At 40.1% G+C, this 14,210-nt stretch carries 12 protein-coding genes and 1 pseudogene; 1 reads left to right on the top strand and 12 read right to left on the bottom strand.

The annotated features are described in order from the left end of the window. Window position 1: 1 nt before the first annotated feature. From ACAY00_RS07325 to gndA, 7 genes and pseudogenes are all read right to left on the bottom strand, one after another. Window positions 2-325 (bottom strand): hypothetical protein, encoded by a 324-nt coding sequence (locus tag ACAY00_RS07325; RefSeq protein WP_371379292.1) that lies wholly within the window; start codon window positions 323-325, stop codon window positions 2-4. A 106-nt stretch (window positions 326-431) separates the two neighbouring features. Continuing rightward, window positions 432-1,919 carry an alanine/glycine:cation symporter family protein gene (locus tag ACAY00_RS07320; protein WP_371379289.1) on the bottom strand — a complete coding sequence of 496 codons (1,488 nt, stop codon included), beginning with the start codon at window positions 1,917-1,919 and terminating at the stop codon, window positions 432-434. Between the two features lie 87 nt (window positions 1,920-2,006). Continuing rightward, window positions 2,007-3,134 (bottom strand): M14-type cytosolic carboxypeptidase, encoded by a 1,128-nt coding sequence (locus ACAY00_RS07315; protein WP_371379286.1) that lies wholly within the window; start codon window positions 3,132-3,134, stop codon window positions 2,007-2,009. 110 nt (window positions 3,135-3,244) lie between these two features. Continuing rightward, complete coding sequence (locus ACAY00_RS07310) at window positions 3,245-3,724, bottom strand: TlpA family protein disulfide reductase (protein ID WP_371379284.1); 480 nt, start codon at window positions 3,722-3,724, stop codon at window positions 3,245-3,247. A gap of 272 nt (window positions 3,725-3,996) precedes the next feature. Further along, window positions 3,997-5,444 (bottom strand): annotated as a pseudogene (locus ACAY00_RS07305) (glyceraldehyde-3-phosphate dehydrogenase). A 271-nt stretch (window positions 5,445-5,715) separates the two neighbouring features. Beyond that, the gene (gene msrB / locus ACAY00_RS07300; protein WP_371379281.1) at window positions 5,716-6,099 is read right to left on the bottom strand and encodes a peptide-methionine (R)-S-oxide reductase MsrB; all 384 of its coding nucleotides are present in this window, start codon (window positions 6,097-6,099) and stop codon (window positions 5,716-5,718) included. Between the two features lie 198 nt (window positions 6,100-6,297). After that, entirely contained in the window at window positions 6,298-7,824 is a 1,527-nt protein-coding gene (gene gndA / locus ACAY00_RS07295; protein WP_371379278.1) for an NADP-dependent phosphogluconate dehydrogenase, read from the bottom strand. 234 nt (window positions 7,825-8,058) lie between these two features. Between gndA and gap the strand changes: the two genes are divergently transcribed. Continuing rightward, a complete protein-coding gene (gene gap / locus ACAY00_RS07290; RefSeq protein ID WP_371379276.1) occupies window positions 8,059-9,054 on the top strand; it encodes a type I glyceraldehyde-3-phosphate dehydrogenase in 996 nt (331 codons plus the stop codon). Between the two features lie 121 nt (window positions 9,055-9,175). Here gap and hemG read toward each other — a convergent pair whose 3' ends face one another. The 5 genes from hemG to pgl all read right to left on the bottom strand — a co-directional run bounded on the left by hemG (window position 9,176) and on the right by pgl (window position 14,180). Continuing rightward, complete coding sequence (hemG, locus tag ACAY00_RS07285; protein ID WP_371379273.1) at window positions 9,176-9,715, bottom strand: menaquinone-dependent protoporphyrinogen IX dehydrogenase; 540 nt, start codon at window positions 9,713-9,715, stop codon at window positions 9,176-9,178. 559 nt (window positions 9,716-10,274) lie between these two features. Further along, window positions 10,275-10,562 carry a GIY-YIG nuclease family protein gene (locus tag ACAY00_RS07280; RefSeq protein ID WP_371379271.1) on the bottom strand — a complete coding sequence of 96 codons (288 nt, stop codon included), beginning with the start codon at window positions 10,560-10,562 and terminating at the stop codon, window positions 10,275-10,277. 334 nt (window positions 10,563-10,896) lie between these two features. Then, window positions 10,897-11,547, bottom strand: coding sequence for a bifunctional 4-hydroxy-2-oxoglutarate aldolase/2-dehydro-3-deoxy-phosphogluconate aldolase (locus tag ACAY00_RS07275; RefSeq protein ID WP_371379269.1), 651 nt, complete (start codon window positions 11,545-11,547; stop codon window positions 10,897-10,899). A gap of 98 nt (window positions 11,548-11,645) precedes the next feature. Further along, window positions 11,646-13,481, bottom strand: a complete 1,836-nt coding sequence (edd, locus tag ACAY00_RS07270; protein WP_371379265.1) for a phosphogluconate dehydratase — start codon at window positions 13,479-13,481, stop codon at window positions 11,646-11,648. A gap of 3 nt (window positions 13,482-13,484) precedes the next feature. Continuing rightward, window positions 13,485-14,180: a 6-phosphogluconolactonase gene (gene pgl, locus ACAY00_RS07265; protein ID WP_371379262.1), complete on the bottom strand. Its 696-nt coding sequence runs from the start codon at window positions 14,178-14,180 to the stop codon at window positions 13,485-13,487. Window positions 14,181-14,210: the final 30 nt, after the last annotated feature.

Here is a 14,210-nt window from a genome sequence, read left to right as displayed (position 1 = left end):
ATTATTTTCTTTTCATTAAGATTAAACGTACACGGTTAACTATATACCAAACAAAGCCAAACACGGCAGAGCCTGTTGCTAAACCATATTGCCACGAGTCTGGTGCGGGTTGTCCCCAAAACATAAAACCAAAGCCTGCACAAAATAACAACATTGCGATCATAGAATGAGTCATCAATTTTTGTGACTGTTCAATTTTATGTATACGTTGTTGGTTTTCGCGTTGCTCTTGGGTCATGTCTGCCACGACCGTATTGCAATGGCTACAAACAGCCGCTTTAGATGACATTTTTTTTGTACAATTAGGACATTCAATTAAAGCCATAGTTACCTCTGAATTTTTTAAGACCTAAATTTTACAACAAAAAAACACCCTTGCGGGTGTTTTTTCAATTTAGATTGGATTTTTTTTGATAACAACCAAGGTTATCTTAAACTTTATTTTTTAACTTCTTTTGCCAAAGTTCTGCGTTTTTAATGCCAAGTGCTTCAGGATCAAAAGTGTAAGTTTCTGAATTTGACTTAAATTGTTTATCATAATCTTTTAACGCCTTTATCGCAGGCTTTGCCATAAAGAAAATGATAATAATCGCAATAATGTTTAACCAAGCCATCAGGCCGACACCAACGTCACCAAGCCCCCAAGCAACATCGGCCGCTTTTACGGTTCCATAGAAGGTAGCCGCCATAATCATTACTTTTAAGCCAAACTGTAAGCCTGAAATATTTAAAGTACGTTTGATGTAAGCAACATTGTTTTCGGCAATAAAGTAATACGCCAAAATGGTGGTAAAGGCAAAGAAGAATAATGCTAAAGCAATAAACGGTTTGCCGACACCTTGGAACATACTGTCTACCGCAATTTGGGTATAAGCTGGGCTGTTGGCAGCAATATCGGCTGCCAAGTTTTGAACAATCATCGTATCACCTGCACCATGAACGTTATAAGCGCCCGTGATTAAAATGACAAATGCGGTGGCTGAACACACAAATAAGGTATCGATATAAACAGAGAAAGCTTGTACCAAACCTTGTTGCGCAGGATGCTCAACTTCGGCAACGGCAGCCGCGTGAGGGCCAGTACCCTGTCCGGCTTCGTTAGAATAAACACCACGCTTAACACCCCAACCAATAGCGGCACCAATACCGGCCATTGGCGAAAAAGCATCGGCTAGAATCAAGCCAATAATGCCAGGTAATTCCGTAATGTTTAACGCAATAATGACCATCGCAATGATGATATAGGCTAACGCCATAAAAGGAACAACAACTTGGGTAAAACGTGCAATACGTTTGACACCACCAAAAATAATAAAACCTAAGATCAATAAAATACCCGCAGCGGTTAAAATTTTGGTTGACGATAAAACACCAATACCGGTTTCAATCATCGCGCCAGGGCCAAAGGCTAATTCTACCGCATTACCGATACTGTTAGACTGTACCGTTGGTAACAAAATACCGGTTGCAATAATGGTGGAAATGGCAAAAATCCAAGCATACCATTTTTGCCCAAGGGCTTTTTCAATGTAGTAAGCTGGACCACCACGGTATTGACCTTCGTGTTCTTCTTTATAAATTTGACCTAAAGTAGACTCAATGTAAGCGGTTGCCGCGCCAAAAAAAGCCACAACCCACATCCAAAAAACGGCTCCAGGACCACCAAAACCGATGGCCGCTGCTACCCCTGCAATATTACCGGTACCGACACGCCCCGAAAGCGAAACCGATAACGCTTGAAATGAAGAAATACCTTTAGCAGAGCTTTTGCCTTCGAACAGCAAACGCCACATTTCTTTAAAATAACGGATTTGAACAAAGCGGGTAATAACAGAGAAGAATAACCCTGCCCCTAAACATAAGTAGATTAACGCAGGGCTCCAAATGAAGCTGTTAATATAATTTACAATCTCTAACAAAATATACCTCGATTTATTTATTGTTATAAGCAGTAGGTCTGACCGAAGTCAGACCTACTGAAATTTATTATTAATATTATTATTGTGTTATCTAAGTTGATCGACGATATGATAAATGGCGGTCAATGTGTCTTTACCTAATAAAGCACTGCGAACATCTGACCAGCCAACAATTGGGTCTGGCAATAAGTCATTGTCTTTAAATGGCATTTCAACAGTATAAGCAAGGCACTTAAACTCTTCACCGACCCAATTAGAACCTACCGTTAAATTGGCTTTGCCAGGTTCATCTTTATCGTAACCACGCTCATCTTGAAATTCTGGGGTGATCGCTAGAAGAATGTTTTTAAAGCTGTCTTCTAGGTTTTTAATTCGTTCATCATACGATGGAATGCCTTCACAACCGGCAACAAAGTTAACGGGCAATGCTTCATCACCATGAATGTCTAGGTGCATATCAACACCTGTTTCGTGCATTTTATTAACCACTAGGTACACTTCAGGGCTATTTTCCATTGAAGGGGACTGCCATTCGCGGTTTAAATTTACGCCCTTTGCATTGGTACGAAGGTGACCTCGCACACTGCCATCAGGGTTCATGTTCGGGACAAGATAAAAAACGGCTTTATTTAACAAAGCTTTGGCAACACCGTCATCTTCATCAAGTAAACGCTCAATAAAGCCTTCCATAAACCATTCAGCCATGGTTTCACCTGGGTGTTGACGAGCCGTTAACCAAATAACTTTTTTACCTTCGCCCTCTTCCCCAACTTTTAATAGGCTCATATCACGACCGTCTAGGGTTTGGCCTAAAACTTCTAATTGGCAATCTGGGTCTAATTGGGCTTGATGAATAAGATCTTGGTGGCGTTCGTAGCTATAAGGAGTGAAGTAAGCAAAGTACATTGAATCGTGTTCTGGTGTGACCTTAATGGTAAGGTTTTGACCATCGAATGTTGTCGGAACGCGAAACCAGTTAATGCGATCATAGGACGCGACGGCTTGGTAATCTTCCCAACCGGCAACATAAGCCGACTGTCCAGCATTGATGATGTTTAGAACATGCTCACAACGTTGATTATTGTGCAATTTAAAATGGAACCACTGATAGAATTCAGACTGGTTATCATGCTCAATTTCTAGTTGGATGTTTTGTGGATCTTCCAGACTAACGACTCGAATATTACCACTATCAAAATTGGATGTAATTTGCATAGGAACACTTTTTACTTATTAAAATTTTCATTAGTGTACACATTTATCACAAAAAGAAGAAGTCTTTAGTCCTTTCCAAAGTGAAAGCAAACGGATAATTTTTTGTCGCATTATAAACTGCGTAAAATTAAACCCAATTCTGTTGAATATCCCATCGATCGATGAACAACCTTATTATCATCAACAACATAATAACTTGGGTAGGCAGAAATTTTATAGGCTGCTTTTACTTGTTCATTGCCCAATAAAATAGGAAAGGTTAAATTGAGATCGCGAGCAAATACATCGACTTCGTTGCGGTCTCGATAATCTAGCGCAATGGCATACACCTTAACCTTGGTGTTATTTTCAAATCGGTTTTGCAAGTTGGTGATACTCATCCGACAAACAGAGCACCAAGGAGCAAAAAAATAGTACACGGACTTAGTATCTGTCGAATCTAAGGTATGTAGCTGTTGGTTTAGACCGACTAAATTAAAGCGAGGAGCTTGCTCTTTTTGCCAACTAGATAACATCCCACTTTCACGCAACGCAGCAACGCCATTAAAAATAATGACCACAACAATAATTTGGATAAAAAAGCTTTTCATGTAGATATCTATGTTCAAACGAACGCCAAAAATGAGAGTAAAAAATCGCTCTAAAAACCGTGTTAACTAAATGACCTTAAAACAATCCATTTACTTTCAAAGGATTGTACTGCATTAATGCAGGTATTATGTAACTTAGATTTTACGCCATGCATTAACATGAGTCACCAAGCAAAAACAACAAAGCACCAAAAGTTTAGCTTTGATGCTTTTATCGTCTTTATACCGGTATGAATCATTTCCCCTAAAAGAGGAGATGATTCATCTGTTATTTATTGCTGATGCGGTAAGCTTAAAATATTCACCCCAGCCATTTTATTCATCACTTTGATCACCTGACAAGAGTAACCAAATTCATTGTCATACCATACATACAATACAGCGCGGTCACCATCTACTATGGTGGCTTGAGAATCAATTACTCCAGCAAACCTTGAACCGACAAGATCGGTTGAAACAATTTCGGTTGATGGGTGTAATCTACTTGCTCTTGTAGCGAAGAATTCAATGAAATAGAACGTAAATAATCGTTCAATGCCGCGCGTTCAGTATGCTTTTTAAGGTTTAAATTTATGATCGCCATAGATACATTCGGTGTGGGTACCCTAATCGCATTGCCCGTTAACAACCCTTTAAGTTCTGGCAACGCTTTAGCAACAGCTTTGGCCGCACCGGTCGAAGTAATCACCATGTTCAGTGGTGCACTGCGCCCTCGACGCTCTGACTTATGATAATTGTCGATTAAATTTTGATCGTTAGTATAAGAGTGCACGGTTTCTACATGCCCATTTCGAATACCAAAAACATCATTAACCGCCTTCAATACAGGGGTTATGGCATTGGTGGTGCAACTGGCAGCCGAAATAATTTTGTCATCAAAGTGAATATCTTTATCGTTAACGCCATAAACCACATTTTTAATATCCCCTTTGGCGGGGGCCGTTAACAACACTTTTTCGACACCTTTACTTTTAAGGTGTTGACTTAAGCCTTCTTGATCTGTCCAAATGCCAGTGTTATCAACGACCAGTGCGTTGTGAATACCATATGTGGTGTAATCAATATCGGCTGGTGATTTAGCATAAATAACCTTAATAAAAGCGCCATTTGCTTTAATCGCACAGGCATCATGATCTATGGTGATACTTCCGTTAAACGCACCATGAATAGAATCACGGCGCAATAAAGATGCTCGTTTTTCTAAATCACCCTCGCCTCCAGGTCGGATCACAATGGCTCGTAATCGTAAATTTGCCATTGGGCCCGTACGTTCTATCAATAGACGAGCTAAGATCCGCCCTATACGTCCAAAACCATATAACACAACATCTTGCGGCCCAGTGGCTGCAGGCTGAGCAACCAAGTCTTTAAGTTCTTGCGCAAGGAAGCTTTCAACACTCATTTTTGACTGGTTTTGATAACAATACTTGTATGCAATTTTACCAATATCTATGTTTGCAGGGTGTAAATCCATCGACATCAAGGCATGTAAAAATGCATAACTGTCTCGCAGCCTTAATTTATTTTCTTCGTGAATAGTAACGGACTTATGTGCTTTTATAATGTCTATAGCTGACGCATTAACTAGAGGACGACCGTAAATAGAAATTTCAATACCATAGTTACGATAAAGTTTACCGATAAGAGGTAACATGATCTCTGCATATTCTTGGCGCTCTTGCCAACTTTTTTGATAGCGTTCTTGATTAGGGTGGGTCATTTTAAAAACCTTTATTGTTATAATTATCGCACTATCGCCTTAGCTTTTGCTTTGATTTTAAGCCAAATGACCGTGCTTTAAATGCGAACGCATTGTAATTCAAATAAAATGTTTTCACCACCCATTACATAAAGAAATAGCAACTGCAATGTAATCTGATAATAAATCAACAGTAATTGTGTAATATTACTACAAAAACGCAGTTTATTTTAAATTTTAAGCTAAAACGATACCATTTAAATATGTCGCCATGTAATTCGCCCTGGTGGATTTAGCTTGGACTTTCATCAAAGTCTAAGCTCAGTGAATTCACACAATAACGTTTATAGGTGGGTGCGGGACCATCGTCAAACACGTGGCCAAGATGAGACTGACAATACTTACAACGAATTTCGGTTCGAATCATGTTATGGGAATGATCGGGAAGGTATTCGATATTGCCGAGTTCTTCGTAAAAGCTTGGCCAACCACAGCCTGATTCAAACTTAGCGGTACTTAAAAATAAGCCTTTACGACAACAGGCACATACGTAGCGCCCAGCAGACCAATGATCATTATATTTACCACTAAAAGGCGCTTCTGTCGCGCCCAATCGGCAAACTCTAAAGGCATCTTCAGATAATGTTTTTTTATATTTTTCGTTGGGATCTGACATACAAAACTCCTTTACCTATTGGCCTTAAAAACAGGGTTAGCAATTTAAGCATGAGTTTAGTTTAGAACATTTGATTGCAGATAAAAAAATATCCTGTCGTTTTAGCAGTCTTTAAGGCGCTAAAACGGTCAGGATATTTACATGTTTGCCATCTAAAAATAAACGACAAAGGTCAAACATTTGAGTTAAGAAAGTAAATTAAATCGCTACGATTTGCTGTGTTTCACTCGTCCACTCAACATGATACTTCTGCCCACTGCTTTCATTTATTTTAAGGAAAGTGTGCGCGCCAAAGTAATCACGTTGACCTTGTAATAAGTTCGCTGGTAATACTGCACTTCGAATTGAGTCATAGTAGCTTAAAGACGAAGATAAAGCGCCAACAGGGATCCCCATTAAAGTTGCTTTAGCAATACCATGGCGACAGTTATTTTGGTACTTGTTTAATTCGTTAACAAAGAAACTGTCTAATAGTAGGTTATCTAAGTCTGGGTTACGCTCAAAAGCATCGGTGATTTTTTGTAAAAATGCTGCTCGAATAATACAGCCAGAGCGCCAAATTTTGGCAATAGAGGCAAAGTTTAAATCCCAATCACGTTCAACTGATGCCGCTTTCATTAGTTGAAAACCTTGCGCATACGCACAAATTTTTGCGCAGTATAAGGCATCATGAAGTTGATTAATAAACTCTTCTTTAGCAGTGTCATCCATTACCACATGTTCTGGGCCTGATAACTGCCCTGCTGCTTGCACACGGATGTCTTTTAAAGACGATAATGAACGAGCAAACACGGCTTGCGAAATAGTCGGTGCAGGACACCCCATTTCTAAAGAGCTGATTGCGGTCCAAAGTCCGGTCCCTTTTTGGCCGGCTTTATCTAAAATCAAATCAACCAAGTGCGTGCCCGTACTTGGGTCTTTATGGCGCAGTACTTCAGCGGAAATTTCCATTAAATAACTGTCTAAAACACCTTGATTCCAACGTTCAAAAATATCGGCAATTTGATCGCAATCCATTTGCAAACCCGTTCTAAGAACATGATAAGCTTCACAAATAATTTGCATATCGGCATATTCTATGCCGTTGTGAACCATTTTAACGTAATGACCAGCCCCTGCAGGACCAATATAATCTGCACATGGTTCACCATTTTTTATGATATCCCCAGGTTTAGTACGTTCAAGAGGTTTACCCGTATTTGCGTCAACTTTAGCGGCAATGGCACTAAAAATAGGTTCAATTTGCGACCAGGCACTCGCCGGTCCGCTTGGCATTAACGCAGGACCAAAACGTGCTCCTACTTCACCACCAGAAACAGCAGAAGAGAAGAAGATGAAGTTGTTTAAATATTTTTGCTCTCGAGCAACGGTATCAGTCCATAAACTGTTACCGGTATCAATAACGATGTCTTGTTGGCTAATACCAGCTTCGATAAGTTGTTGACAAACAATATCAACAATATTGCCAGCCGGCACGGAAAGAACAATAGTATAAGGGCTTTGTAAATGGCTCAACATTTGGTTTAACGATTCACAACCAAAAACTCTTTGTGCTTGCTCGCCTCGTTCTTGTGCATCTTGGGCTTGAGCGTCAGCGACTTTAGCAGGGTCAACATCAAATGCAGCAATAGAGTATCCATTATCTGCTAGGTTTAAAACCAAGTTTTTTCCCATTACACCTAGGCCAACGAAGCCGATGTCACATTTTTTTATCTCATTAGACATTTTCTATTCCAATAAATTTCTACTTATATTTAGCGAAAATTGAGATTTTATCGATTTAGGCTAAAATTTGCGTGTATTTTACATTATTAGTACAGGTGTGTGTAATGATTTAGTAAGAATTTGACCTATATCTAAATTTCTTACAAAAAAATGCCACTTTGCTCTTGTAAATAATTACAAATGTAGTAATTTTACACCCAACAACCAAACTTACTTTTCTAAAGGCAAATAAGCATGAAAAAAATAGCAATTAATGGTTTCGGACGTATCGGTCGCTTAGTTTTAAGACAATCAATGCATCGCGACAATTTAGAAGTTGTAGCTATCAACGACTTAATCGACGTAGATTACATGGCATACATGTTAAAATACGATTCAACTCACGGTCGTTTCAATGGTACAGTTGAAGTTGAAGGCGGTAACTTAATCGTTAACGGTAAGACAATCCGTGTTACTGCAGAGCGTGATCCTGCTCAACTTAAGTGGAACGAAGTAGACGTAGACGTAGTTGTTGAATCAACTGGTTTATTCTTAACTGACGAGACTGCACGTAAGCACATCGAAGCTGGTGCCAAGAAAGTTATCATGTCAGCGCCTTCTAAAGACGCAACTCCAATGTTCGTTGCTGGTGTAAACTTCGACGCATATAACGGTGAAGACATTGTTTCTAACGCGTCTTGTACAACAAACTGTTTAGCTCCTTTAGCTAAAGTTATTCATGACAAATTCGGTATCGAAAACGGTCTAATGACAACAGTTCACGCAACGACAGCAACACAGAAAACTGTTGACTCTCCAAGTGCAAAAGACTGGCGCGGTGGCCGTGGTGCAAGCCAAAACATCATTCCTTCTTCTACTGGTGCTGCTAAAGCTGTTGGCCGTGTTATCCCTTCATTAAACGGTAAATTAACAGGTATGGCTTTCCGTGTACCTACTCCTAACGTTTCTGTTGTTGACTTAACAGTTAACCTTAAAGAAGCTGCTACTTACGAAGAAATTTGTGCCGCAGTGAAAGAAGCGTCTGAAGGTAGCATGAAAGGTATCCTAGGTTACACTGACGAAGCCGTTGTTTCTAACGATTTCCTAGGCGAAACTTGTACTTCAGTATTTGACGCTGAAGCGGGTATCGCAATGACTGACAAGTTCGTTAAACTAGTTAGCTGGTACGACAACGAAGTTGGTTACTCTGACAAAGTTCTAGACTTAGCTGATCACATCCTTGCTCACTAATCTCTCTACTTTGTAGATAAAAAACCCTGCTTATGCAGGGTTTTTTTATGCCTTTTAAAAGGTTTAAGTAAACAACATAAAATATGTCTTAACGCTAAAATGAGTTTCTATAAGCTATTCACTATACCCTTTCTATGCGTTGATGAATTTGCTGAGCTAATTGATCAACTTTTTGCCAATCAATAAGCTCTACATTGGTGTTTAAATCGGTTGGACCTTTGGTTATTTTCATAATGAATCGGATCATTGTCCGATCAAATAAGCCATAGAGTTTGTAATTAATTTTTCCGGCAAATACCGCGACCAATTCGGGTTTAAAATCGACTTTATTAAAAAATTTTATAAGGTATGGGTTGGTATCTGGGCTGTTTTTTTCTGGTTTTCTGGCCACTACGTTGATCGAAAAGAAAGATAAAAATTTTTCTTTTGTTTCATCGGTTAAGTTGTTAAAAAAATCATGAACGGCTTTGCCATGTTTACCATAGCGAATACTTGCGCCAAGGATAATATGATCAAAATCTATTATCTCTTGTTGCTTAAAATCGGCTATAGCAATAACGCTTACGTTATGTGCAAAGCATTCCAGTTTTGATTGTAAATATTGGGCCACTTTGCGGGTAAAACCGTCGGTTGTGGAATAAATAATGGCGATATTGCTCATAAGCGACTTCTTGTATTATTGTCAGTATATGTTTTAGAACATAGTCTTTTAACGTCATTTTACAAAATATTATCAACACGACGTTTTATCTAAATCAATACAAAGATAGATCAGTCAATATATCGCACTCAACGATACGGTTAAAGTCGATAAAAAGAATAAAAAAAGGCTCTATTAGCGTTAATTGTTGAATGGTCAATGACCGTTTTGTGCCAATCAGAGTCGTTCACATAATTAGAAAAATAGCACCAAAGAAGCACGCACACTATCGAAAACAGTGCACGTCACAGAAAGAATACGCTCATCCATGAGCCTTCCTGCATTAGTGCATCCGTGCACGTCACAGAAAGAATACGCTCTTCCATGAGCCTTCCTGCATTAGTGCATCCGTGCACGTCATCCCACCATGTGTTTGGGTGGGATCTTTACCAGTTTCGAAGTGTCTCGAATGTCGCTTTTGTACCAATCAGAGTCGTTCACATTTTCAGAAAAAGAGCACCGTCATTGCGGCGAAGGCCGCAACCCCGTTGATTCATCAGTGCCTCTATAAACCGCATAATTAAATAAGATCAAAGTACAAATCTCGCCAATCGGGATTCACTTCCCCTATCAACCGCTCTTTCCATGGTCTATGCCATTGCTTTAATCTTTTTTCTCTCACAATAGCGTTTTCCATATCACTATAAATCTCAAAATAAACTAATTTAGTTAGGTTGTATTTGGCACTAAAGCCTTTAATTATTTTTTGTTTATGTTGATAAATTCGCTGAATTAAATTGCTAGTCACACCAATATACAAAACAGTATTTCGTGTGTTAGAAAGAATATAGATAGCGGGTTGGTTCATAATTGAAGTCCTTTTCAAAAAGAGAGCTTCAATTATAGAGGATATTTACTTTGTAGAAATAAATGTTACGAATTAAGAGGCACACTTTTACTAAACTAGGTTGCGGCCTGCGCCGCAATGACGGATATATTTTTCTAATATCATGAAGGGCTTCAAATCGCTTAAAGCGGACGTCGATGCCCGCCATATCTATTATTTAATTTACAGATAAGTGTTTGAAAGTCAAACTACTTACGTTAAACAACAATTAACGCTAATAGAGCCAAAAAAAAGGAGCTAAATGATGCTCCTTAAATATAGGGGTTAGGCCATAAGTTCGATGGCAAAGCAGACCTTATTTTTTGGCAATGGCAACGGCCTGCTTTGCTAATTCGGTGATTTGATCCCAATCTTTATTCTTTACCGCTTGGGCTGGGACTAACCAAGAACCGCCAATACAATCCACGCTTGATAACGCAAGGTAATCACTCATATTATTTAGGTTAATGCCACCGGTCGGGCAAAATTTAACATTAGGGAAAGGACCTGAAATCGCTTTAATCACTTTTACCCCTCCAACCGCTTCTGCTGGAAAAAATTTAAAATGATCGTAACCTGCATCAATTCCAGTCATTAATTCAGAAATCGAGGATATGCCAGGGATCAACGGCACTGTTCCCTTTTTAGCATACGCTAAGAGTTCGGGTGTTAAACCAGGGCTAATCGCAAATTTTGCACCGGCATCAATAGCTTGTTGTAAATTTTTCTTATTCGTTATGGTACCCGCGCCAATCATTGAATCGGGTAAATGCGTTGCGATTTCTTTAATCACCTCAAGTGCATTTTCTGTGCGTAAAGTCACCTCTAAAATATTGATCCCGCCTTTTATTAACGCCTTAGCGATAGGAACGGCATCTTCTACCTGTTCAATGACGAGTACAGGAACAATTGCTCCTTGGGAAAATACATCTTGTGGCTGAACGTGCCAATTGTTTGTTAACGACATAATGCCTCGCAGCTTGTAAAAAAGTAAACCTGATATCCATCCAGATTTATTGTTGTTTTAGGGGGTAATAAACCACATTTAACCATAAAAGGGCTTATCTATTCTTGTTCAGTAAATAAGGAACATGCACCAAGCTCTGCACCACTGAGGTTATTACGCATAAAACCAAAGATCTCTCGTCCCATTCCAACATGTTGATCTTGTGCTGTAAAAGCTGCTGCAGTACGTTGTTTTAATTCATTTTCATCCACTAGCAAAGTCAATTCACCGCTATGCCCATCAATTAGGATCATATCGCCTGTTTGTACTTTACCAATAAGACCACCATCGAGTGCTTCAGGGACTAGATGTATGGCTGCGGGCACTTTACCCGATGCGCCAGACATTCGTCCATCGGTGACAAGAGCAACATTAAAGCCTTTGTCTTGCAGTACACCAAGTGGCGGTGTGAGCTTATGTAATTCTGGCATGCCTCTGGCTTTAGGGCCTTGAAAGCGAACCACCGCAACACAATCTTTATTTAACTGACCAGATTGAAACGCCGCATCGAGCTCATGTTGATCTTCAAACACCACGGCAGGTGCTTTTATCACATCTTTACCTTCGCGAAGAGACGAGGTTTTTAGTACCGCACGGCCTAGGTTTCCAGTTAAGACCTTAAGGCCTCCGTCGGCTTTAAATGGTTTGTTAACACAAGCAATGACGTCGGTTTGTGTTGACTCTGTTGGGCCATCAACCCAAACCAATTCGTTGTTTATCAACGTGGGTACTTGGGTATATTTATCTAAACCAAAACCGCAAATTGTTTGCACATCTTTATGAAGTAAGCCGTGTTTGATTAATTCAGCAAACAATAATGCCATTCCACCCGCTTGTTGAAATTGGTTTATATCAGCAAAGCCGTTGGGGTAAATACGGGTGACTAGCGGCACCGCTTTTGATAAATCGGCAAAGTCATCCCAATTAATAATGATCCCTGCCGCTCGCGCAAAAGCAATAATGTGCATGGTTAAGTTGGTCGAACCGCCAGTAGCTAAAAGTGCGACAATGGCATTGACAATCGACTTTTCGTCGATCATTTTCCCAATAGGTAAATAGTTCCCTGATTGAGTGGTTAAACGGGTCACTTGCTTTGCGGCCGCTTTGGTCAGCGCTTCTCTTAATGGGGTATTGGGTGCAATAAAAGATGCGCCTGGCAAGTGCAGTCCCATGACTTCAACCACTAATTGATTTGAGTTAGCCGTACCAAAAAAAGTACAAGTACCTGGGCTGTGATAAGAAGCAGACTCAGCGTTTAACAGCTGTTCTTTATCGACTTCCCCCTTGGCAAACTGTTGTCGTACACGGGCTTTTTCTTTGTTAGGGATCCCACTAGGCATTGGACCTGCGGGAACAAAGACCGTTGGTAAATGGCCAAAAGTCATGGCGGCAATCAATAGACCAGGGACAATTTTGTCACAAATCCCCAACATTAAGACGCCATCAAACATGTTATGAGATAATGCCACCGCACTGGACATGGCAATCACATCACGGCTCATCAGACTTAAGTCCATACCGGGTTGACCTTGGGTCACCCCGTCACACATGGCAGGTACACCACCGGCAAATTGTGCCACCCCACCGGCTTCACTAACCGCTTGTTTTAAAATTTGCGGATAACTTTCATACGGTTGATGCGCTGACAGCATGTCGTTATAGGAGGACACAATCGCAATATCACTGTGATCCAAGCGCTTTAACTTTTGCTTATCTTGTTGCGCACAGGCAGCAAAGCCATGGGCTAAGTTACCACAAGATAACGCAGAGCGATGCACGGTATTTGACTTGGCAGCCTCGATTTTTTCAATGTAAGACTGACGAGTGGCTTTACTGCGTGCAATGATGCGCTCTGTTACCTCAAAGATAACTGGGTGTACATTAGACTCTAACATGTTTTAATGGGTCCAATAAATCTCACAAAGTTTAGTTGGATGTTGTAAAAACGCACGAATTGGCATTTCTCTGGCGTCATCAGACGATAAAGCTTGTTCAAGAACTTGTTGCTTTGAATCACCGACAATATGCAAATACAGATGGTTAGATTGAATAAGAGCCGTGAAATTAAAACTGATCCGCTCAAATGGGGCGGTAGTCGGTACCACTTTAATTAAAGCAGGCGTGGCATCTACATCAAGACCTTCATCAACTTGTGCACTGCAAGGGAAAATAGACGCAGTATGGCCATCTTCGCCCATGCCTAAAATGGTCACATCTAAAGGTAATACGTGCTGGTGCGCTTGCTCGGTTAGTTCAGCTAATTGCTCTTTCGTTAAGTCTTGACCTTGCTTTAAGGCAAAAAAGCGAGCTGCATGAGCATGATTAACCAGCAGATTTTCTTTGATTAACTTCGCATTACTGCTGTCATGTTGTTCATCAACCCAACGATCGTCGGCAAGGGTTACGGTAACTTTATGCCAATCTAGGTCGATATTGGATAACGCATCAAATAGGCCTTTAGGTGTACTACCACCAGAAAATGCGATACTTGCATGACCTTTTTGCTCAATAGCGTCTTGTAGTTGCTGCGCAATTTTTTCAGCAAGCGCCTGATCTAATTCCGCTTTACTTGTGAAAGTGTTTAATTTATTCATTATTTTTTAACCCTACTCTAATTCGTATAA

Source organism: Thalassotalea sp. 273M-4 (assembly GCF_041410465.1).
Lineage (GTDB): Bacteria > Pseudomonadota > Gammaproteobacteria > Enterobacterales > Alteromonadaceae > Thalassotalea_A > Thalassotalea_A aquiviva.
The sequence above is the reverse complement of the archived record's forward strand: the minus strand, read 5'-3'. Positions and strand labels throughout refer to the sequence as shown.